A 21,622-nucleotide genomic window follows, 5' to 3' on the forward strand; every position below is an offset into this window, starting at 1 on the left:
CATCGGCGCGCACCCATGTCCCCTCGGTGGCGCTACCGACGGCCCAGCGGACGACCCCCGCAGCGGGCCATTGGTACCGTGGAAGGCGGTCTTTCCGCCAGGTTCGATCATGCCGAGTGGGCGGGAGAGCGAAGCGCCATGGCCGTGGACGAGTTGGACACCCGGATCCTGCGGCTGCTCCTTGAGCAACCGCGCACCAGTGTGCGGGAGTACGCCCGTGTCCTCGGTATCGCGCGGGGCACCCTCCAGGCCCGGCTCGACCGGCTGGAGCGGGACGGCGTGATCACCGGCACGGCCCCCTCGCTCTCGCCCGCCGCCCTGGGCCACCCGGTCCTCGCGTTCGTGCATGTCGAGGTCACCCAGGGCCATCTGGACGACGTGGGCGAGGCGCTGGCCGCTGTGCCCGAGATCATCGAGGCGTACTCCATCACCGGCGGCGGCGATCTGCTGACCCGTGTGGCCGCCCGGGACAACGGTCATCTGGAGGACGTGATCCAGCGGTTGATCCAGCTCCCGGGCGTCGTCCGCACCCGCACCGAGGTCGCCCTGCGCGAGCGGGTGCCGCACCGACTGCTGCCCCTGGTGGAGTCGATCGGACGGTCGGCCGCCGCACCGAGGTGATCACCGGCTTGGCATGCTGGGGCGCATGACCACTCCCGCACCGCGCCCCCGCCTCTCGGTGGTCTTCGACCTCGACGGCACCCTCGTGGACAGCGAGCCGAACTACTTCGAGGCCGGCCGCCGCCTCCTCGCCGCGCACGGCGTCACCGACTTCACCTGGCAGGACCACGAGAGCTACGTCGGCATCAGCACCCGTGAGACCCTCGCCCTGCTCCGGGAGCGGTACGGGATCGGGGCGCCGCTCGACGCGCTGCTCACGGACCTCGACCGCCGCTATCTGGCGCTGGCCCGCGCGTCGACGCAGGTGTATCCGGAGATGCGGAAGTTCGCGGAGCGACTGCACGGGGCCGGGGTCCCGATGGCGGTGGCGTCCGGGTCGTCGCGCGCCGCGATCGAGGCGATCCTGACCGGCACCGGCCTCGACGCGTTGATTCCGGTCCGGGTGTCGGCGGACGAGGTGGCGCACGGCAAGCCGGCCCCGGACGTCTTCCTGGCGGCGGCCCGGCTGCTCGGCGCGGACCCGGCGGACTGTGTGGTCCTGGAGGACGCGGCGCCCGGCGCGGCGGCGGCGCACGCGGCGGGCATGCGGTGTGTCGCCGTCCCGTACGTCGCCGTACAGGCGGACGATCCGGCCTTCGGCACGGCGGATCTGGTGTTCCGGGGCGGGCAGGCCGAGTTCACGGCACGGGCGGCGTACGACTGGCTCGGCGATCTGGTCCAGACCTCTTGACGAATGGTCTGTACCAACTTACGGTCTGGCACATCACCCGACCGTGCGCCGTCCCCACCCGCGCACACACCGGGCACGTCACCCCACGTACGTCTCCAGGCTCCCCACGCTCCAGGAGGTAAACGTGTCACCCCGAACCGCTGCCCCGCGCCGGGCATCCCGTCTGCTCGGACTCGGTCTCGCCCTCGCCGGTGTCGTGCAGTTGATGGTCGCTGCGGCCCCGAGCAGCCAGGCCAGCGCGCCCGCCGCGGCGCCCCCCAACACCCAGGCGACCACCTGCGCGGTCAAGTCGAAACCCGCGGGCAAGGTACTCCAGGGCTACTGGGAGAACTGGGACGGCTCCTCCAACGGCGTTCATCCGCCGCTGGGTTGGATCCCGATCACCGACAGCCGTATCCGCGCTCACGGCTACAACGTGCTCAACGCCGCCTTCCCGGTCATCCGTTCGGACGGCACCGTCCTCTGGGAGGACGGCATGGACTCGACGGTGAAGGTCGCCACCCCGGCCGAGATGTGCCAGGCCAAGGCGGACGGCCAGACGATCCTGATGTCGATCGGCGGTGCCACGGCCGGAATCGACCTCAGCTCGTCCGCGGTCGCCGACCGGTTCGTGCAGACGATCGTGCCGATCCTGAAGACGTACAACTTCGACGGCATCGACATCGACATCGAGACCGGCCTCGTCGGCAGCGGCAACATCAATCAGCTGTCCCCCTCACAGGCCAACCTCATCCGCATCATCGACGGCGTGCTCGCCCAGATGCCGTCCAACTTCGGCCTGACGATGGCCCCCGAGACGGCGTACGTCACCGGCGGCAGCGTGGCCTACGGCTCGATCTGGGGCGCGTATCTGCCGATCGTGAAGAAGTACGCGGACAACGGCCGGCTCTGGTGGCTGAACATGCAGTACTACAACGGCAGCATGTACGGCTGCTCCGGTGACTCCTACTCGGCCGGTACGGTCGCCGGGTTCACCGCGCAGACCAACTGCCTCAACAAGGGCCTGGTCATCCAGGGCACCACGATCAAGGTCCCCTACGACAAGCAGGTCCCGGGGCTCCCGGCCCAACCGGGCGCCGGCGGCGGGTACATGGCGCCGAACCTGGTGTCGCAGGCGTGGAACACGTACGGCGGCGGCCTCAAGGGACTGATGACCTGGTCGCTGAACTGGGACGGTTCGAAGTCATGGACCTTCGGTGACAACGTGAAGGCGTTGCAGGGGCGCTGACGACGGACGTCCGCGTACGGCGGCGGGTGGGGACGGAGGTCCGCACCCGCCGCTTCCGTATGGGGAGGTGGGTGAACGCGCGTGAGGCGCCCCCCGCGCGGGGGGCGCCTCACGTCTCGTGCCGCGGTGCCGGCGTGCGCCGCGGTGCTGTCGTTCGTTATCCGGCGCGGCGGACGCGTGCGGCCTGGCGGGCCTCGGAGGTCTGCCGGGCCTCGCCGGTCCGGCGCGACTCGCCGCCGCCACGGCCGGGACGGCCCCGGCGGGTGCCGCGGCCCCGGAAGGGCGCGCTGCCGGTGCGCTTGGGGCGCTCCGTGACGGGCGCGGTCACGGTGACCGGCACGCCGGAGGGCGCCTGCGCGCCGGTGATACGGCTCAGCTCGGCCTCACCGGAGCGGACCTGGGTGGTCTGCGGGGTGATCCCGGCGTCCGCCATCAGACGGGCCATGTCGCGGCGCTGGTTGGGCAGCACCAGCGTGACGACGCTGCCGGACTCCCCGGCCCGTGCGGTACGGCCGCCGCGGTGCAGGTAGTCCTTGTGGTCGCTCGGCGGGTCGACATTGACGACGAGGTCGAGGTCGTCGACGTGGATTCCGCGGGCCGCGACATTGGTGGCGACCAGCGCGGTGACGTGCCCGGTCTTGAACTGGGCGAGGGTGCGGGTGCGTTGGGGCTGCGACTTGCCGCCGTGCAGCGCCGCGGCGCGCACGCCGCTGCTCAGCAGGTGCTTGGTCAGCTTGTCGACGGCGTGCTTGGTGTCCAGGAACATGATCACGCGGCCTTCGCGGGCGGCGATCTCGGTGGTCGTGGCGTACTTGTCGGCGACCTGGACGTGCAGGACGTGGTGCTCCATGGTCACGACCGCGCCCGCCGACGGGTCGACGGAGTGCACGACCGGGTCGTGCAGATAGCGGCGGACCAGGAGGTCGATGTTGCGGTCCAGGGTGGCCGAGAACAGCATCCGCTGGCCGTCGGGGATGACCTGGTCGAGCAGCGCGGTGACCTGGGGCATGAAGCCCATGTCGGCCATCTGGTCGGCCTCGTCGAGGACGGTGATCTTCACCCGGTCCAGACGGCAGTCCTTGCGCTCGATGAGGTCCTTGAGGCGACCGGGCGTCGCGACGACGACCTCGGCGCCGGAGCGCAGCGCGCCGGCCTGTCGGCCGATCGACATCCCGCCGACGACCGTGGCCATCCGCACCTTCAGTGCGCGGGCGTACGGGGTGAGCGCGTCGGTGACCTGCTGGGCCAGTTCCCGGGTGGGGACGAGGACCAGGGCGAGGGGCTGACGGGGCTCGGCGACCTGTCCCGCGGTGCGGACCAGGAGGGCCAGGCCGAAGGCGAGGGTCTTGCCGGATCCCGTGCGGCCCCGGCCGAGGACGTCGCGGCCCGCGAGGGTGTTGGGGAGCGTCGCGGCCTGGATCGGGAACGGCTCGTTCACACCGAGGCTGGTGAGCATCTTGAGCAGTTCGACCGGCATGTCCAGTTCGGCGAAGGTCGAGACCGGGGGCAGCGGCGGGGTGATGGTGTTCGGCAGCGCGAACTCGCCCTGCGGGGCGGAGGAGCGGTGGCCGCCGCCCGAGCGGTTGCCGGGACGGCCGCCGCCCTGGCCCTTCGGGCGGAAACGGGCGCCTCGGCTGGAACTGGCCGATGCGCTCTTGCGGGAGTTGGAAAAGCGGTCGTTCGTGCGAGCTGAGCGGTTCAAGGAGAACCTTTCCTCGATAGGGCACGTATCGAGGAATTCCCAGCGGAATTGCGCCATGGGAATTGCAAGAACGAGCCGATGAACAGATTGACCGAAGCCGGTCGCGCCGGTCCGGCAGCGGAGTGCCGGGCGCCGGAGTACCGGAATTCGCCGTAGGGAAGGCGACGGGGTCGAATCATGGCTCCGGGCGGGCCTGCGGGTCCGCCCTGAGCGGCGGGCGGTGCGCCTGCCGTGGGTCGTCCGCCGAGGGGCGGAACGGTACGTCGCCTGGTGCTGTGCCACCTGGTGGGTCACGCGTCGTCGCGCGGCCGGTGGCGTGCCGTCGTGCGGGAAGCCCCGCAAACGGCAACGAGCTGGGGCCGCACCCCTCGGTGCGGGCCCCAGCTACGTCTTACTCTTCAGGGTCAGGCAGGAACGATGTTCTCGGCCTGCGGGCCCTTCTGGCCCTGCGTGACGTCGAAGTTCACCTTCTGGCCTTCCTGAAGCTCACGGAAGCCCTGGGTGGCGATGTTCGAGTAGTGGGCGAAGACGTCGGGGCCGCCACCCTCCTGCTCGATGAAGCCGAAGCCCTTTTCCGCGTTGAACCACTTCACGGTGCCAGTAGCCATGTCAATTCTCCTTCTGGGGCAGTACCCGGTGCCCACACTGTGTGAACTCCGGCGTCGCCGCGATGATTGCCCCGTCGGAAAACTGCACCGAACACAAAAAAATGCCCGACGACACGAATGTCGTCCAAGCACTTGAAGTCTATGGGAACCACAACTGCAACTGGGATCAACAGTAGCACGGCGAGGGGATCACTCCACGGCGACCTCGGAGTTTTCACTCCGGGACACCGTGAATCCGCGTGGCGGAGGGCGCGAATTTGTGAAGGGGCCATTGCGGACCGGGCGGGTCGGGCGGACGTGTGGAGGGGAGGGCGCGCCGTGCTTCAGCCGGCCGGCGAGGGCGGGGCGGTGAAGGTGACGTCCGAGGCGTGAGCGGTGATCTCGACGTCGCTACCGAGGGCCCATTCGGCGACGCGTGAGACCGTCGCGGCCGGGATCGCGTCGCTGATACCGGGCGCCGGCGGGATGTTCTGCGTCGCGTGGGCGTCGTGCGGGAGGACGAGCCGGTAGCCCAGTTCCAGGGCCGTGCGGCACGTCGCCTGGACGCACATCTCGGACATCGCGCCGCACACGGCGAGTGACGTGACGCCCGCGTCGGTCAGGACGCGCCCCAGCGGGGTCTTCTCGAAGCCGTCGTCCTTGGGCTTACGGATCACGACCTCTGTGGGGCCGGTCAGGACGGGATGGTGGAGTTCCCAGCCGGGTGTGTGCGGCTCGTCGCCCGCCCCGGGCGCGCCGTCGTTCTGAAGGTGGACGACGAGGGCCCCGCCCTGCCGTGCCCGTGCGATCAGATCCGCCGTCCGGTCCACCAGCCGGGCCGCGTCGGGCACCGCGCGGTCACCGGTCACACCGGCCTCCTGGACATCCACCACGATCAGGGCCTCTACGGGAAGTACATGCTTGGTCATGGCGTCATCATGGCCATGACTACCACGCCCCTCCACCGGTTTTCGGGGGGTTACGCGCCCCCGGCGGGTTCCGGGGCCGGGCGGTGGCCGAGGACGTGTTCCCTGCCCCATTCACCGAGGGGTTGGAGCGCGGTGCTCAGGGCCCTGCCGCGGGCGGTGAGGGCGTAGTCGACGCGGGGCGGGATCTCGTCGTACGCCGTGCGGTCGACGATGCCGTGGGTCTCCAGTTCGCGGAGGTGGGCCGCGAGGACCTTCTCCGTGATGCCGGGGAGCATTCTGCGCAGCTCCCCGAAGCGGCGCGGGCTCTCGTCCAGGGCCCAGAGGATCAGGACCTTCCATTTGCCGCCGATCACATCCATCGCCGCGTCGATCCCGCAGTGGTATCCGTCCGGCGCACCCGGCCTGCCCACGGTCGCCATCGCCCCGTCACCCCTCTCCGAGCTGGTCACCTACCTCGGGGAAAGTACCCACTCCGAAGTGCGTACTTGTCGGCCCCGGCCCGTCCGACCAGCCTCATCGTCATGAACGACACTATCTCCGACCACACATCCGCCACCCGTTCCGTCTCTCTGCTCGGCCTCGGCGACATGGGCGCCGCCTTCGCCCGCGCCTGGTTGGCCGCCGGATACTCCGTGACCGTCTGGAACCGCACCGCGAGCCGCGCCGACGCCTTGGTGGCCGAGGGCGCCACGCGCGCCGTCAGCGCCGCCGACGCGGTGGCCGCGAACACCCTTGTCGTGACCTGTCTGCTGGACGACGCCTCCGTCGGCGAGGCCCTGGAGAGCACCGATCTCACCGGCAAGGACCTCGTGGACATCACCACCGGCACCCCGACGCAGGCGCGGGCGCGCGCCACATGGGCACAGGCGCGCGGGGCCCGTTTCCTCAGCGGCGGGATCATGGCCGTACCGCCGATGGTGGGGCAGCCGGAGGCGGGCGGTTACGTCTTCTACAGCGGGTCGAGCGAGCTGTTCGAGGCGCGTCACGAGGCGCTGGCCGTCCCGGTCGGGACGCGTTTCGTCGGTACCGACGCCGGGCACGCGGCGCTCCTGGACGTGGCGCTGCTGAGCGCGATGTACGGCACCTTCGCGGGCATCACGCACGCCTTCGCGCTGGTACGCGACGAGGACGGCATCGAGCTCAAGGAGTTCACGCCGTTGCTCGCGGGCTGGCTGGCGGCGATGTTGGGGGCCGGCTTGCAGATGTCCGGGCAACCGGACAGCGGCGACGACACGTCGGACGGCGGCTCCAGCCTGGCGATGCAGGTCGCCGGGATCAAGACCTTCGTCGGCACGGCCCGGGATCAGGGCGTCAGTCCCGAGTTGCTGACGCCTTACTTCGATCTGATGCGGCGCCAGCTCGACAGCCGGCACGGCACGGAGGGCGCCAAGGATCTCGTCGATCTGCTGAGGTCCGGGAGCGCGACGGTGGGGCGCGCCGACGGGTGAGGCGGGCTGGGCGGGCCTGTACCGGGGGCTGAGCTGATCTGAGCCGGGCCGGTGCGGAGGCCGGGCGGGGCGAGCGCTGTCCAGGGTCCCGTTCCGTCGAGTCACTCGCGGTGGTTACTATCTGCCGCGATGAGCAACCGGGCCAGCGGATTCCGGAGCGCGACGGGACACGTCGCCTCGGTCTTCGTGCTGCGGTGCACCGCTCTGCTCGCCGTCGTGCTGTGGCTGTTCCCGGTGTGTACGCACCCGGGTGACGAGGCCCTCACGGCGGTCCGGCCCGCGTCGGCATCCGTATCGGCATCGGCATCGGCATCCACCGTGGACACCGCCCGTCCCGCACCCGGCCTCGGCGATGTGTGCCCGGACCTGGGACACCGTGACGCGCGCTGCCGCGCCGTGACCGTCGTGGTCGGCGGCACCGTGTCCCCCGCCCAGGCACCCTCGACGAAGCCGCTGGAGTCCGGTTCGGGCACCGCGGCTCAGGGCGCCATGGCCGGGCCCGACGCACCACAGGTACGCCAACCTCCCCCGGACCTGCATCAGTTGAGAGTTCAGCGGATCTAGACCGGCCCGCGCACGCAGGCCATCGACCGCTCGACTCGCACCGCCGCACGCCCGGTTGGGCCCGGCGGGGACAAGGACATGCCATGGGTTCCGCAGGAGCCAAAGCCCAACGAGCCGCCCGTCGCGCCAAGATCGAGGAGCAGCGCCGCGCCGAAGCCGCCCGGGAGCGCCGCAACCGCATCATCACCGTCACCCTCAGCGGTGTCATCGTCGCCGGACTCGTCGGCGGCCTCTGGTACTTCATCCAGGACAACCAGAAGAAGGAGGACGCGAAGGCGGCTGCCGCCGCCGAGCCGGTCAGCGGTGAGAAGTCCTGGAAGGACCTGGGCCGTGACCACGTCACCACACCGGTCGACTACAAGATGGCGCCCGCGACCGGCGGCAACCACCATCCGACCTGGATGAACTGCGACGGCGATGTGTACGCCGAGGAGATAGGCGAGACCAACGCCGTCCATTCGATGGAACACGGCGCGGTCTGGGTCACGTACAACGACAAGGCGCCGGAGAAGGACGTCAGCGCGCTGAAGGACCGGGTGGAGAAGACGCCGTACACGCTGATGAGTCCCTATGCGGCGCAGTCCTCGCCGATCACGCTTTCGGCCTGGGGCAAGCAACTGAATGTGAAGACGGCCGACGATCCGCGGGTGTCGCAGTTCCTTGAGAAGTACGTGCAGGGCGCCCAGACACCCGAGCAGGGCGCGGCCTGCACGGGAGGCAAGCCGGCGTAGGGGACGTCGGAGTAGGGAGCGGAACCGCCGCGATCCGCACGTGCCTCAGTGCGCGTGCGGTTCGTTGCGGTGGACCGGACCGTGCGGCTCCTCGCAGTGGGCGTCGTCGTCACGGTGCGGGGCGCCGGAGTGTTCCGGACCCGCGTGATCCGGGCCGGCGTGGTCCGCGGCGGTGTCGCGGCCGGTCACCTGGAGCACGGTTCCGGCCGTGTGGTCGACCTGGAGCGTGGTGTGCGTGATGCCGTAGTCGTGGCGCATGATCCGCTCCAGGTCGCGTCGCACGGCGTGGCAGTCGCCGCCCGGTTCCACCAGGACATGGGCCGACAGCGCCGCCTGACCCGAGGTGATCTCCCAGACGTGCAGATCGTGGACCTCGTCGACGGCGGGCTGAGCCACCAACCGGTCGCCGAGTTCGTCGGGGTCGACGTGCGTGGGCGCGGCCTCCAGGAAGATCCGCCCGGACTCGCGCAGCAGCCCGTACCCGGCCTTGGCCATCAGGGCGACGACGACGAGCGTGGCGATGGCGTCCGCGCGGGCGAAGCCGGTGAGGACGACGACGAGGGCGGCGATGGCGGTGCCGATGAAGGCGAACAGGTCGTTGAGGATGTGCTGATACGCGCCTTCCACGTTCAGCGACGAACGGTTGGCCTTCGAGAGGCACCAGGTCGCCACCACATTGACCGCGATTCCGACGAGTGCGGTGACCAGCATCAGACCGCCCTCGACCTCGGGCGGCGAGATCAGCCGGCGCACCGCCTCGTACGCCAGCCAGGCGCCGAGCAGGAGCAGGGTGAGGCCGTTGGCCTGGGCGGAGAGGATCTCGGCGCGCTTGAGTCCGTAGGTGAAGCCGCCGCGTGCCGGACGTGCGGCGAGCCGCATGGCGATCAGCGCGAGCACGATGGACACGGCGTCCGTCAGCATGTGGGCCGCGTCCGAGATCAGCGCCAGCGACTGGGCCATGACACCGACGACGACCTCGGCCGCCATGAACGTCGTGATCAGGGCGAGGGCGATCCCGAGCCACCGGCGGTCGGCGTCGGCCGACACCCCGTGCGAGTGTCCGGTGTGCCCGGAGTGCTCGGCAGGGCCGCCGTGTCCTTCGGTGCCGTGCTCGTGGTCGCTCATGATCTACGCCTTCCCCCCGGTGCCGCGTATGTCTCGCCGCGGGTGTCGCTGTACGTCTCGCCCGCACTGATGTCCCGCTCGCAGTGAAACGCATGCCGGAGAGATCGGCAAAGGCTGCACCGGTGACCGTTGTCATGACCGTTAAGACCCCGCTGACCTGCGGAAACATCACGGTGGTCAGCAGGGCGGTCGGCTCGGCGGGCGGAGCCGACCGGCGGCCCACCCTCCCGGCGGCGCGCCCCGTACGGGTGGGTACGCTGCCCGGTATGCCGCCCCGCCGCTTCCCCCGTACCGCCTCACGGCCGGTGTCGGCGGTACTCCCGCGATGGGCTCGGGGCGGGGCGCTGCGTGGAGTGGGTGCGGGGGTCCTGGCCGTGCTGGCCGTGTCGCTGCCGCTGCTGGGGCACGCGCTGTCCCGGTGCCACGCGCCCGCGTGGATCATCGCCGTGGCGATGGCGGCCGTCGCCGTGCCGAGCGCCGTCGCGCTGACGCGGCGCAGGCTGACCGAGGCCCAGGCGGTCGGTGCCCTCGCCGCCGCGCAGGTGGCCTGCCATGCCGGATACGCGCTGCCGGGTGCCTGTCACGCGGTCACCGGACATCTGGTCGCCCTGGTCATCGCGGCCCGTCTCCTCGGTGTGACCGAGCGGCTGCTGTGGCGGAGCAGGCCGTTGCTGACGGCCGTGAAGCGGCTGCTGGCGGCCCTGCGGCCGTTGTTGCGCGGCGCCCCGGCGCTCAAACGGGGTCCCGAGCGGGGTGTCCGGGAGAGCATGTCGCCGTTGCGGTCGGCGCTGCTGGTGCGGCGGCAGGCGGGCAGGGCGCCACCGGGCGGCGGCCGTCGACCGGTACCGGTACTCCGGTCCCGACAACTCCGGGATTTGCGGCAACTCCGGCGCTTCCAACACCTCCAGCACCTCTGGTACTTCCGGCCGATGTCGACCGGCGGTCGCTGCCTGGCCTGACGGGCCCGGCGACGGACGAGCCGCGCGATGGACCGGGGTGAGCCGCAGTGGGCTGGAGTGGGCCGGGGTGCCTCCTCCCGAACCGCTCGTCGCCCATCGCCCACGCGCATCGCGCATCCGCACGCGCCATCTCCCACCCCCGAGGAACCATGAAGAAACACCTGATCGTCGCCGCCGTGATCGTCGCCGCCTTCGCCACCGCGTTCGCCTCCTTCCTGCTGTTCTCGCCGGACGACGGCGGCGGCACCGTCGACGCGGAACCCGCCGCGCGGGCCGAGCCCGTACGCGAATCGAGTCACCGCCTGACCCGGCCCGAGCGCAGCGAACTGACCGTGGTCGAGTTCCTGGACTTCGAGTGCGAGGCGTGCGGGGCCGTGTATCCGGCGGTGGAGAAGCTGCGCGAGGAGTACGGGGACCGCGTCACGTTCATCGCCCGGTACTTCCCGATGCCCGGCCATCGCAACGGCGAACTCGCCGCGCGCACCGCCGAAGCCGCCGCCCGGCAGGGCAAGTTCGAGGAGATGTACGGCAAGCTGTTCGCCACGCAGGCGCGGTGGGGCGAGGCCCAGGAGTCGAAGGAGAGCACCTTCCGGGGGTACGCCCGTGAACTCGGCCTGGACATGCGGGCGTTCGACACGGCGCTCAAGGATCCGGCCACCGCGGAACGGGTCCGCGTCGACCAGCGCGACGGGCTCGGTCTGGGCGTCCAGGGCACGCCGACGTTCTTCGTCGACGGCGAACGGATCAGCACACCCGGTTCGTACGAGGTGTTCAAGTCCTACCTCGACGAACGGCTGGCCGCCCGCTGATCCGGGCGGTACGCACGTCGCCGCCGGTCGCGTCCGGCGCGGGCTCAGCCCAGCAGCAGGGACCTGGGCTGAGCGGAGAGTGCCTGGTCGAGGACGAGGGACGCCGCTCCCACCGCGGCCACCTTCTCCCCCAGGGTGGTGGAGACGACCGTTGTCTGATGCGTCGCCCTGACGAAAGGGGACCGGGCGACCATCGGCTCGATGGTGGTGAGCAACCGGTCGGCGAGCACGTGCCAGGTGGGTCCGCCGAAGACGATGGTGTCGATGTCGAGAAGCGTCGCCGCCGCACAGACGCCTCGGCCGATGCGCAGGCCCAGGCGCTCGATGATGCCGTCGGCCTGCGTGTCGCCCTCGGTGGCGAGCGCCGCGAGGCGCTCCAGACCGCGCTGGGCGTCGGCCGGATCGAGGACCGTGTACTCGCCGCCGAGCACCCCGAGGGCGATGGCCTCGTCCACGAGGGTGCGCGTCGAGCAGGCGGAGCCGAGTCCGCCGACCTCGCCCGCGTTCCCGGAGACGCCGCGCAGGACCATGTCCTCCACCACGAGGCCCATGCCGGATCCGGTGCCGAGGTAGAAGAAGAGAAGGTTGCGGCTGTCGGCGCCCGCTCCGGCCCACCGCTCCGCGACAACGGCGGCCGTGACGTCCTTGTCGAGGAGTGCCGGGAGTCCGGTCGCCTCGCTGAGCCGGTCGCGCAGCGGGTAGCGGCCCCATCCATGCAGCTCCGGCGGGTCCACGACCCAGCCGGCCGCCGCGTCGATGGGGCCGGGCGCGGCGATGCCCAGGCCGAGGACCCGCGCCTCGTCGACCCCCGGCTCCGCCATGAGAGCGCACGCCGATGCGGCCATGTCGGCGACGATCCCCTCGGTGTCGCCGCCGCTCGGGGTCCGCTGGCTGCGCTGGGCGACGACCGTGCCGAGGAGGTCCACCAGGACACAGGTGATCACGGCGGGGTCGAGGTGGACTCCCACGGCGTAGCGCGACGTGGGCACGATTTCGAGGAGGGTACGGGGCTTTCCGCTGCCGGTGTTCTGCTTCCCCGACTCACGCGCCACGCCCTGGTCGAGCAGTCGGCGGGTGATGTTGGAGACGGTCTGCGCGGACAGTCCGGTGGCCTGCGCGAGTTCCACCCGGCTCAGTCCCGTCGGGTGCCGGCGGATGGCGTCCAGGATCACGGACTCGTTGAAGTCCCCCATGCGCGGCAGGTTGGTGCCGCGCCGTATCGAGCGCTTCTCGGTTGTCTCCGTCTTGGTCGTCAACGTGCCTCTCCCAGCCTCCGGTGAGCGGCGGCGGTGGTGATGATGATGATGATGTGGGTGGTGATGGTGATGCGGGTGGTGATGCGCCGCCGCTCTTTTCGGCGGCATCAGATCGATGGAATCGTACGCCGCGGGGGCGTGCCGAGATCGGGTTGTGCCGCCCTGTTCACCTATCCACTCAACTGTCCATGGAATCTGGTGCCTTGGCTCCCTCCCTGGCGGGCCGCAGGCGTAGCGTGCGGATCTGGAAGGGTCGGAACCTGAGGTCGACGGCCCCGTCGGCGCAGGTGTGTGCCGACTCGTGGCCCGGTTGCTCCAGCAGGTCGCAGTCGTGTGCGGCGGCGAGGGGGAACCCCGCGGACAGCCGCGCCGAGACCGCTCCGCCACACGCTTCGTACAGCCGGACCACGACATCACCGCTGCGGTCGTCCGCGAGCTTCACCGACTCCACCACCACATCGGTGGTGTCGAGTGCGACCAGGGCCCGCGCCTCGGCCGGGGCGGGCCGCAGCGGCAGGTTCAGCGCGTATCCCCCGGCGATGGCCTCCTCGATCCCGGCGCCGACGAGCAGTGCGTAGCTGAAGCTGTGGTGTCCTCGGTCGGCCTGTGGGTCGGGGCTGTGCGGGGCGCGGAGCAGGGAGAGCCGCACCGTCGTCGTGGTGCCGCCGTCCTCGCGCGTGTCACGACGCACGTCGTGCCCGTAGGTGGAGTCGTTGAGTACGGCGGCGCCCCAGTGCCGTTCGCCCACGTGGACCCAGCGGTGTGCCCACAGCTCGAAGCGTGCCGCGTCCCAACTGGTGTTCTCGTGTGTGGGCCGCTGCACATGGCCGAACTGGATCTCGGCGCTCTCCCGTTCCGCGTGCACGTCGATCGGCCATGCCGCTTTGAGTACGGTGTCACGCTCCTGCCAGTCGATGTCGTTGCGGACGGTCACCTGCCGGCTCTCCGCGGTGATCTCGATGTACTGCGTGAACCGGGAGGATCCGTGGGCGTGTTCAACGCGCACCGACGCCAGCAGCGGTCCCGCGTCGACCAGCGTCACCGACTCGGCCTCGTCCAGGTCGCGCACCGTGTCGCGGTAGTACGAGTCGATGTTCCACGCCGACCACAGATTCGGGTCGTCGGGGTGGAGTTGGAGAAGGTTGCCCGCGGTGCCGGGGGCGATCGCCTCGCGCTGTGCCGTGTGGTCGTACACCGAGGTGAGCAGGCCACGGCCGTCGACCACGACGGTCAGCACTCCGTTGTCGAGGACGAAACCACCGTCCTGGGTCTGGGCGGTGACGGCGCCCCGGTGGGCCACCGTGCCGCCGGAGGCGAGCGCAGGGACCTCGGCGAGGACGGCTTGGCGCCCGTCGGACAGAGGCTGCGCACCGGGGAACCCGGTCTCGGAAAGGACGGCGACCTCGCGGCGCGCGTACGGCCCGGCGTTGAGGAGCGCGTGCGGCGCGGGCAGCCGGCCGACCGCGTCGGCGATCAGTGTCTCCAACTCGGTGCGGATCTCGCCGTACTCGCGCTCGGCCTGCTGATGCACCCAGGCGATGGACGAGCCCGGCAGGATGTCGTGGAACTGGTTGAGCAGGACCCGACGCCACACCGATTCCAGCCGCTCGTACGGGTACGGCGCACCCGCCCGGACGGCGGCGGTGGCGGCCCACAGTTCGGCCTCGCGCAGCAGTGCCTCACTGCGCCGGTTGCCGCGCTTGGTGCGGGCCTGACTGGTGTAGGTGCCGCGATGGTTCTCCAGGTACAACTCACCGCGCCACACGGGGAGTTGGTTCCGCTCGGCACGGGCCGCGGCGAAGAACGCGTCGGGTGTCTCGATGACGACCTTGGGCGAGCCTTCTAGGTCGCGCAGACGGCGGGCCTTCTCCAGCATCGAGCGGCTGGGACCGCCACCGCCGTCGCCGTAGCCGAACGGGACGAGCGAGCGGGTGGCCACTCCCTTGTCGGCGAAGTTGCTTTCGGCGTGGGCGAGTTCCTGTGCGGTGAGGGACGCGTTGTAGCTGTCGACGGGCGGGAAGTGGGTGAAGACGCGTGTCCCGTCGATGCCTTCCCAGGCGAAGGTGTGGTGCGGCAGCTTGTTCGTCTCGTTCCAGGAGAGCTTCTGGGTGAGGAACCAGCGGGCGCCGGCCAGCTTGGCGAGCTGGGGGTAGGCGGCGGTGTAGCCGAACGAGTCGGGCAGCCACACCCCGTGCTGCTCGATCCCGAACTCCTCGGCGAAGAAGCGGCGCCCGTAAACGAGTTGGCGGGCCAGCGCCTCACCGCCGGGAAGGTTGCCGTCGGCCTCGACCCACATGCCGCCGACGGGTACCCAAGTGCCCTCCGCCGCCGCCTTCTTGATACGGGCGAAGATCTCCGGGCGCTGTTCCTTCATCCACGCGTACTGCTGCGCGGAGGAGCAGGCGAAGACCAACTCGGGGTACTCCCGCGCCAGCGTGGTCATGTTGGTGAACGTACGGGCGCACTTGCGAACGGTCTCGCGCACCGGCCACAGCCAGGCCGAGTCGATATGGGCGTGACCGATCGCGGCGATGGTGTGCGCGGAAGCGTGCGCGGGCCGGGACAGCACGTCGGCGAGACGGTCGCGGGCCGCTGCCGCGGTATGCGCCACGTCGGTCGGGTCGACGGCGTCGGCGGCCCGGCGCAAAGCGTGCAGGATCTCGTGGCGCCGCGATGAGCCGACCGGCAGCTCGTGCATCAACTCGTCCAGCACCTCGATGTCATGGACGAGGTGCCATACGTCGTCCTCACGCACCGCGATCTCGGCCTGCTGGAGCCGGTACAGAGGCGCCGTGCCGGCGGTCTCCAGTGAACCGTGGTGGAGGTGCAGCCCGGCGCTGCCGACGATGGGCGGGTTGGCGGCCAGCTCGACGAGCAGGTCGACACGGTCGCCGCCGGTGGCCGATTCGGCGAGCAACACACTGCGGTTGTACGGGTGCAGACCCTGGAGCGGCGTGCCGTGCGCGTCGTGGACAAGCCCCTCCGCCTGGCCGCCCGGCCCCTTGGTCAGATCGAAGTCGAGGTCGAAGACGGCCTCGACACGGCGCCCAGACCATTCCTCGGGGATCTCGGCGCTCGCCCGCATCCAGGTCGTCGCCCAGGGGCCGCCCCAGGGGCCGCCGAGTGTGAAGGGCTCGTAGGCGGCGTGCAGGGCGTCGGCCACGGGGACCGGTTCACCGTCGACGTGCCAGGCGCTGAGGGTGAGGGGGCGTGCGGCGCTGTAGAGGGCGGGGCGCACGATCCGGTCCAGCAGTTTGCGGATCCGGTCCTCGATGATCCGGCGGTCGTCATGCACGATGCTGGTCCTTCCAGGCGACATACGAGAGGTCGGGCGCGGGATCGGGCGCGGGCAGCCGGATGGTGTCCCGTACGCCGTCCGGCCAGGTCACGTCGGCGAGCAGGGTGGTGCCCTCGGCGCGGGCGGTGACATCCGGTAGAGCGACAGGGTCGGTGCCGCCGAGGTGGACGAGGGCGATGTGGACGGTGCCGTGGGCGACGGGCCCCGCGGTCTGCACGACGGGGGTGGCGGACGCGGCGCCGAGAGCGTTGCTGTCGACTCCGACGACCCGGCCCGCCCTGGGGAGTTGACGCGCGCCGACGATCACGGAGACCAGTCCGTCGGCGCCCGCGACCCGGGCGATGCGGCCGTCCACCGGGCCATCGGCGGGCGCGGAGTGGGGGTGCACGGCCAGGGCCCAGCCGCCGATCCGCAGGACCTGTCCGGCCCCGTCGTCGTCGGATCCGGCGGCGGGGTCCACGCGCACGGCCCGTACCTCGACCGATCCGCGCAGCGCGGAGCCGACGGTGATCCAGGGACCGAGGGTGTAGGGGGTGTCGGGTCCGCCGAACGGGTCCCATGTCCCGGCGGCGGGCCAGTGCGCGCGGGAGCGCGAGACGGCGGTGGCGCCGTCCATCGACACCGGGGTCGCCGGACGCCGGTGCGAGGCGTGCCCCGCCGCGTCGAGCAGCACGACGGCGTTGTCGACCGGACCGGCGTCCGAGTGGGCGCCGGGGCTCGCGGTGGGGTCGCCCGGGGTCTCGGGCGCCGTGTGCGTCGAGTAGGCGAACCGCGCGTAGCAGGGATCGTCCGCGTGCGGTCGGGCCGGGTCGGTGTGGTCCCCGCCATGGTGGACGACGCGTACGACACCGTCGGCTGCCGTACCCGACACGAGCCAGCCGGGCACGGTCAGCGAGCGGGTGAAGTCGCCTTCCTCTACGGCGAGTCGGGTCTCCTCGGCGGTCCACACCGGATGGTCCGGCGGCAGGGCGAGACCGATGAAGCCCTTGCTCGCCCAGTACGGCGACGCGGGCCCCGAGTACACCTGGAGGATGCCGCGGAACGGCCGGTGCCAGCCGAGGGTGAGCAGGCCGTCGGCGTCGGTGGCGCCGTGCTCGGTGAAGTGGTCGAGCATGCGGTTCGCGAGCGCCCGGGTCTCGCCCGGCGCCAGGGGTGTGGCGTCGAAGAGGGCGCCGGTCCACAGGGACGCCAGTGCGGCGTGCCGGTAGGTCAGTGACCGCCCCTGGACGAGCGGTGAGCCATTGGCGCCGATCAACAGCCGCTGGTCTTCGAGGAAGCGGTGCAGCCGGGTCCGGTAGCGGTCGAGGAGCCCGCCGGGTGCGGCGTCGCCGAGGATGCGGCAGAACCACAGCGGGTACAGGTGCATGGCCCAGCCGTTGTAGTGGTCGAAGTTGCGGTGCTCGCCGCCGGTGAGTCCGTCGGAGTACCAGCCGTCGCCCGCGTACCAGCCGTCGGTCAGCGCGATGACACGGTCGAGGTCCTGTTGGCGCCAGTCACCGCCGACCGTACGGGCGAACGCCTCGGTGACGCCCTGGAACCAGATCCAGTTGTTGCCGGGCATCGCGTCGCCGACCATGGGCGCGAGCCAGTCGAGGACACGCTGTCTGACCTGGTCGTCGAGGCGGTCCCAGATCCAGGGCCGCGTCTCGTGCAGCGCCAGCGCGATGGACGCGGCCTCCACCTTGGCCTGGTTGCACTCGGCGAACGTGGGCCAGCGGTCCGGGTTCCCAGGGTCGGTGCCCGCGGCCAGACCGGCCGCGTACCACCCGGCGAGATCGTACGGGTCGGCGCCGCCCGCCCCCGCCAGCCGGAAACCGGCCAGCAGGAACGTGCGGGCGAAACCTTCGAGTCCGTCACTGCGCTCGCCGTTGTGGCTGGGCACACCGGGCAGCCGGATCAGGGCGTGCCGATCGGTGGCGTACGGCCGTACGGCGAGCAGCAGTCGGTCCGCGGTCCGCTCCCAGTGGGCGCGGTCCTCGGCGGGGGTGCGGGTCATGAGTGGCGGGTCTCCCATGCCTGTTCGTACTCGGCGCGGATCCGGTCGCCGGCCTCCTTGCGCCAGTTCTTCATCGCGTCGTCCCACTCGCTGAGGGGGATACGGCCCTGCATGATGCCCTTGCGGGTGTCGTCCAGGGACGTCTGGAGGAGTTTGGACATCTTGGAGTCGGTCGCCGAGTACAGCGGTTCGGCGGCGTTGGGGATCAGTCGCCGGATGGCTTCCTTCTGGAAGGCGTACTGGTCGGGGACGATCTCCGGCTTGGCCGGGTAGTACAGCGACATCGGCGCGTCGGTGGCGAAGATGGTGGGCAGGGTGACCTCGGCCTGGCCCTGCGGGGTGAGCACGGGATCGCTCCCCCTGAGGGTGTGGTCGGGGCCCTGGACGCCGTACTTGCGCAGCAGATACCCGTCGGTGCCGAAGGGTGAGGCGAGGGCGTTCATGGCGCGCAGGATCTGCTGGACGCGCGCCTTGGGGGCCTTCTTGATGATGAGCGTCGCGTAGTTCGCCGAGCCCTGCCACTGGCCGCCCGTACCGCCGTTCCATCCGGGCGCCATCATGTAGCCGATGTCCAGGCCCTTCGCGGTCGCGGCGTACGTGGTGTAGTAGTCGTTCCACGCGACCGGCGCGTCCGGGTTCATGACGGTGCGTCCGGTGCCGAACCACTCCTTGGCCTTGCCGAGCACGCTGTACGTGTCGGGATGCATGACGCCGGCCTTGGTGAGTTGGCGGACCGCGTCCAGCGCCTGTTTGGCCTCGTCGGTCTCGAAGTACCAGGTGAACTTGCCGCCCTCCTCACGCCAGTTGTTGGGGCCCTTCAGCATCATCATCATGAAGTTCCACGCGGTGACGCAGTCACCCATGGCGTACTGGTGGGCCTTCGGGTCCGTCACGTCCTTGCAGAGCTGGAAGAACTCGTTCCAGGACTTCGGGTTCGGATCGAGGCCCCGCTTCTTGATCAGGTCGAGCCGGGTGTAGGTGGGGCCGCCGGAGAGCGGGCGCGGCATCGGGAGGGCGTAGATCCCGCCGTTGCGCACGCAGGGGGCCCACGAGGCGCTGGGGATGTTGGCGAGATACGGGTAGTCGCGGATGTTGTCGCCGGACAGATGCGGGGTGAGGTCCTCGAAGAGGGCGTCGAGCATGTCCGGTGTGGCGGCGGAGTTCTGGTCCGGGCGCAGCATCAGCATCGCGTCCGGCAGATCGCCGCCCGCGATCGTCACGGCGAACTTGTTCGGGTAGTCGTTGACCGGCGTGATCTGGAAGTTGAGGTCGCAGCCGACGCTCTTGTTGAGGGCCTGCCACATGACGTTGCGGTTCTCCGGCGGCGGCACCGGGTTGAAGATCAGCGTCATGATGTCGATGGCGGGACCCTTGGCGGGCGGTCCGCCCGGCAGCGCCTTGACGGGGTTGGCCGGGTAGTGCAGATATCCGGGCGAGACGCCGTCCGCCGTGGCGGGCATCGAGGTCGGGACGCCCTGGTACGGGATGTACGTGGGCAGTTGAGCCCTGGCGTTGGCGTCACGGACCGTGGCGGGACGGTGGTCCCCGCAGGCGGCCAGGGTCAGCCCGGCGGTGACACCGGCGGCCGAGGCGAGGAAACCGCGGCGGCTGAGTGGTGGCTTCATGGCAGTCTTCATCTCTTCGACCTTCGTCCCTTCACCCTTCACCCCTTCACCGCCCCGACCATCACGCCCTTGTTCATGTGCCGCTGGAGGAAGGGGTAGACGATCACGATGGGCACGATCGACAGGACGAGGATCGCGGCTTGCAGCGACTGGGTGGGGGGCAGTGGAGCGCCGGCCGCGACATCGACCTGGCCGCCGCTGAGTTGTGCGTTGTTGACGACATAGGTCCGCAGCACGAGTTGCATGGGCCACTTCGACGCGTCGTTGATGTACAGCAGGGCGTTGAAGAACGCGTTCCAGTACGTCACCGCGTAGAACAGGCCGATCACCGCGACCGACGCCTTGGACAGCGGGAGCACGATCTTGGTGAGGATCGACAGCTCGGACGCGCCGTCGATGCGCGCCGAGTCGATCAGCTCCTTGGGGATGCTCATGAAGAAGGAGCGCAGCACGATCACATTGAACGCATTGATCATGGTGGGCAGGATCAAGGACCAGTAGCTGTTGATCAATCCGAGTTGCTTGACCATCAAGTAGCTGGGGATGACGCCGGGGACGAACAGCATCGACATCAACAGCAGGAGGAGTACGGGCTTGTGGCCGTAGGAGCCCGGTCGGCTGAGCCCGTAGGCCAGTGAGATCGAACTGACCAGGCTGAGGGACGTGCCGACGACGGTGACGCCGACGCTGACGAGCATCGCCTTGGACACCAGCCCACCGGACAGCAGGGCGGTGTAGGCCGAGAAGGTCGGGTTGTCGGGCCAGAGGACGTAACCACCGGCCTGGGTGACCTGCCCGGCGTCGGCGAGCGAGGTCGAGATGATCGCGACGAAGGGCAGCACGACCAGAACCACGCACACCAGCAGGATCAGCGACTTGACGGTGCGCCACGGCAGGGATCCGGGGGTCTCCCCGGGGATCGCGCTGTACGCCCTGCGCGGCTTGCGGCGCACGGGGTGGGCGGGAGACAGAGTGGTCATGACCGGTAGACACCTTCTTCGCCGAAGAAGTGGGCGATCTTGTTGGCGCCCAGGACGAGCGCGACTCCGACGACTCCCTTGACGAGTCCTACGGCTGCGCTGACACCCCAGTCCCCGCCCACGAGACCGTGGTTGAAGACGTACGTGTCCATGACTTCGCTGTTGTCCAGGCCGACGCCGTTCTGCTGGAGCAGGATCTGCTCGAAGCCCACGGACAGGGCGTCACCGAGGCGGAGGATGAGCAGCAGGATCACCAGGCCGCGCAGGGCGGGCAGGGTGACGTGCCAGGTCTGCCGCCGGCGGCTGGCGCCGTCCATGGCGGCGGCCTCGTAGAGGTCGTTGTCGACACGGGAGAGCGCGGCCAGGAAGAGGATCGTGCCCCAGCCGGTGTCCTTCCAGATGACCTGCGAGGTGAGCAGCGCCTTGAAGGTGTCGGGGTCGCCGATGATGCTCCAACTGCCCATGTCCTGGGCTTGCAGGAACAGGTTGAGCATGCCGTCGTTGCCCAGCATCTGCTGGAAGAGGGAGACGACGACCACCCAGGACAGGAAGTGCGGCAGGTACAGGACGTTCTGCACCCACTTCTTGATCCGCTCGCTGACCAGGCTGTTGAGCGCGAGGGCCAGCAGGATGGGCGCGGGGAACACGAACACGACCTGGATCAGGGTCAGTTCGAGGGTGTTGACGAGGGCCCGGACGAACTGCTGGTCGCCGTTGAAGATGACGTCGAAGTTGGTGAACCCGCTCCAGGGGCTGTGCAGGATGCCGATGTAGGGCTGGTAGTCCTGGAACGCGATGACGTTCCCGAGGAGCGGGATGTAGTGGAACAGCAGCAGGACGACGATGCCCGGTATCAGGAACCAGAACAGTGCCATGTCGCGACGGCGCCGCGGGCGCAGGCGCCCCAGCCGGCCTTTGTCCCCCCGCCCGGCCTCCTCGGCCGGGCGGGCGGCGGGTTGTTGAAGCGTTGTCATGATGTGCGGCCCTTTCACCGGGAGACGGTCTTCGTCGACCGCCCCGGGTTGACAAGGTGT

The 21,622-nt window shown here is 70.3% G+C and carries 19 protein-coding genes; 8 read left to right on the forward strand and 11 right to left on the reverse strand.

Annotated features, from left to right (window positions below):
• Positions 1 to 138 precede the first annotated feature (138 nt).
• From ACFVT5_RS16475 to ACFVT5_RS16485, 3 genes are all read left to right on the forward strand, one after another.
• The gene (locus tag ACFVT5_RS16475; protein WP_389887229.1) at positions 139 to 621 is read left to right on the forward strand and encodes an Lrp/AsnC family transcriptional regulator; all 483 of its coding nucleotides are present in this window, start codon (positions 139 to 141) and stop codon (positions 619 to 621) included.
• Between the two features lie 25 nt (positions 622 to 646).
• Positions 647 to 1,351 (forward strand): HAD family hydrolase, encoded by a 705-nt coding sequence (locus tag ACFVT5_RS16480; RefSeq protein WP_389887232.1) that lies wholly within the window; start codon positions 647 to 649, stop codon positions 1,349 to 1,351.
• A gap of 205 nt (positions 1,352 to 1,556) precedes the next feature.
• A complete protein-coding gene (locus ACFVT5_RS16485; protein ID WP_389888154.1) occupies positions 1,557 to 2,579 on the forward strand; it encodes a chitinase in 1,023 nt (340 codons plus the stop codon).
• A gap of 157 nt (positions 2,580 to 2,736) precedes the next feature.
• On the opposite strand, the gene ACFVT5_RS16490 is transcribed toward ACFVT5_RS16485, so the two are convergent.
• The 4 genes from ACFVT5_RS16490 to ACFVT5_RS16505 all read right to left on the reverse strand — a co-directional run bounded on the left by ACFVT5_RS16490 (position 2,737) and on the right by ACFVT5_RS16505 (position 6,216).
• A complete protein-coding gene (locus ACFVT5_RS16490) occupies positions 2,737 to 4,281 on the reverse strand; it encodes a DEAD/DEAH box helicase (RefSeq protein ID WP_389887235.1) in 1,545 nt (514 codons plus the stop codon).
• Between the two features lie 404 nt (positions 4,282 to 4,685).
• On the reverse strand, positions 4,686 to 4,889 hold the full coding sequence (locus ACFVT5_RS16495; protein WP_018536328.1) for a cold-shock protein: 204 nt from the start codon (positions 4,887 to 4,889) through the stop codon (positions 4,686 to 4,688).
• A gap of 323 nt (positions 4,890 to 5,212) precedes the next feature.
• Positions 5,213 to 5,797, reverse strand: coding sequence for an isochorismatase family protein (locus ACFVT5_RS16500; RefSeq protein WP_389887239.1), 585 nt, complete (start codon positions 5,795 to 5,797; stop codon positions 5,213 to 5,215).
• Positions 5,798 to 5,847: 50 nt separating this feature from the next.
• Positions 5,848 to 6,216, reverse strand: a complete 369-nt coding sequence (locus ACFVT5_RS16505) for a winged helix-turn-helix transcriptional regulator (protein WP_389888157.1) — start codon at positions 6,214 to 6,216, stop codon at positions 5,848 to 5,850.
• A 102-nt stretch (positions 6,217 to 6,318) separates the two neighbouring features.
• Between ACFVT5_RS16505 and ACFVT5_RS16510 the strand changes: the two genes are divergently transcribed.
• From ACFVT5_RS16510 to ACFVT5_RS16520, 3 genes are all read left to right on the forward strand, one after another.
• Positions 6,319 to 7,245: an NAD(P)-dependent oxidoreductase gene (locus tag ACFVT5_RS16510; RefSeq protein ID WP_389887241.1), complete on the forward strand. Its 927-nt coding sequence runs from the start codon at positions 6,319 to 6,321 to the stop codon at positions 7,243 to 7,245.
• 129 nt (positions 7,246 to 7,374) lie between these two features.
• Entirely contained in the window at positions 7,375 to 7,809 is a 435-nt protein-coding gene (locus ACFVT5_RS16515; protein WP_389887244.1) for a hypothetical protein, read from the forward strand.
• Between the two features lie 83 nt (positions 7,810 to 7,892).
• Complete coding sequence (locus ACFVT5_RS16520) at positions 7,893 to 8,540, forward strand: DUF3105 domain-containing protein (protein ID WP_389887247.1); 648 nt, start codon at positions 7,893 to 7,895, stop codon at positions 8,538 to 8,540.
• A gap of 45 nt (positions 8,541 to 8,585) precedes the next feature.
• Here ACFVT5_RS16520 and ACFVT5_RS16525 read toward each other — a convergent pair whose 3' ends face one another.
• Complete coding sequence (locus ACFVT5_RS16525) at positions 8,586 to 9,665, reverse strand: cation diffusion facilitator family transporter (RefSeq protein WP_389887250.1); 1,080 nt, start codon at positions 9,663 to 9,665, stop codon at positions 8,586 to 8,588.
• 134 nt (positions 9,666 to 9,799) lie between these two features.
• Here ACFVT5_RS16525 and ACFVT5_RS16530 point away from each other — a divergent pair, with 134 nt between their 5' ends.
• Together ACFVT5_RS16530 and ACFVT5_RS16535 are read left to right on the forward strand one after the other, a co-directional pair.
• A complete protein-coding gene (locus ACFVT5_RS16530) occupies positions 9,800 to 10,624 on the forward strand; it encodes a hypothetical protein (protein WP_389887252.1) in 825 nt (274 codons plus the stop codon).
• 149 nt (positions 10,625 to 10,773) lie between these two features.
• The gene (locus tag ACFVT5_RS16535) at positions 10,774 to 11,433 is read left to right on the forward strand and encodes a DsbA family protein (protein ID WP_389887255.1); all 660 of its coding nucleotides are present in this window, start codon (positions 10,774 to 10,776) and stop codon (positions 11,431 to 11,433) included.
• 44 nt (positions 11,434 to 11,477) lie between these two features.
• On the opposite strand, the gene ACFVT5_RS16540 is transcribed toward ACFVT5_RS16535, so the two are convergent.
• The 6 genes from ACFVT5_RS16540 to ACFVT5_RS16565 form a co-directional block, all read right to left on the reverse strand.
• Positions 11,478 to 12,626: an ROK family transcriptional regulator gene (locus ACFVT5_RS16540; RefSeq protein WP_389888160.1), complete on the reverse strand. Its 1,149-nt coding sequence runs from the start codon at positions 12,624 to 12,626 to the stop codon at positions 11,478 to 11,480.
• A 241-nt stretch (positions 12,627 to 12,867) separates the two neighbouring features.
• Positions 12,868 to 15,984: an alpha-mannosidase gene (locus ACFVT5_RS16545; RefSeq protein ID WP_389887258.1), complete on the reverse strand. Its 3,117-nt coding sequence runs from the start codon at positions 15,982 to 15,984 to the stop codon at positions 12,868 to 12,870.
• Positions 15,977 to 17,983, reverse strand: a complete 2,007-nt coding sequence (locus ACFVT5_RS16550) for a DUF2264 domain-containing protein (protein WP_389887260.1) — start codon at positions 17,981 to 17,983, stop codon at positions 15,977 to 15,979. Before ACFVT5_RS16550 ends, ACFVT5_RS16545 begins: the two co-directional genes overlap by 8 nt.
• On the reverse strand, positions 17,980 to 19,620 hold the full coding sequence (locus ACFVT5_RS16555) for a substrate-binding domain-containing protein (RefSeq protein ID WP_389887263.1): 1,641 nt from the start codon (positions 19,618 to 19,620) through the stop codon (positions 17,980 to 17,982). The genes ACFVT5_RS16550 and ACFVT5_RS16555 overlap by 4 nt, the downstream gene beginning before the upstream one ends.
• A gap of 26 nt (positions 19,621 to 19,646) precedes the next feature.
• Complete coding sequence (locus tag ACFVT5_RS16560) at positions 19,647 to 20,588, reverse strand: carbohydrate ABC transporter permease (protein WP_389887265.1); 942 nt, start codon at positions 20,586 to 20,588, stop codon at positions 19,647 to 19,649.
• On the reverse strand, positions 20,585 to 21,562 hold the full coding sequence (locus ACFVT5_RS16565) for an ABC transporter permease (RefSeq protein ID WP_389887268.1): 978 nt from the start codon (positions 21,560 to 21,562) through the stop codon (positions 20,585 to 20,587). The genes ACFVT5_RS16560 and ACFVT5_RS16565 overlap by 4 nt, the downstream gene beginning before the upstream one ends.
• Between the last annotated feature and the right edge of the window lie 60 nt (positions 21,563 to 21,622).

This window comes from Streptomyces sp. NPDC058001, assembly GCF_042886315.1.
Lineage (GTDB): Bacteria > Actinomycetota > Actinomycetes > Streptomycetales > Streptomycetaceae > Streptomyces.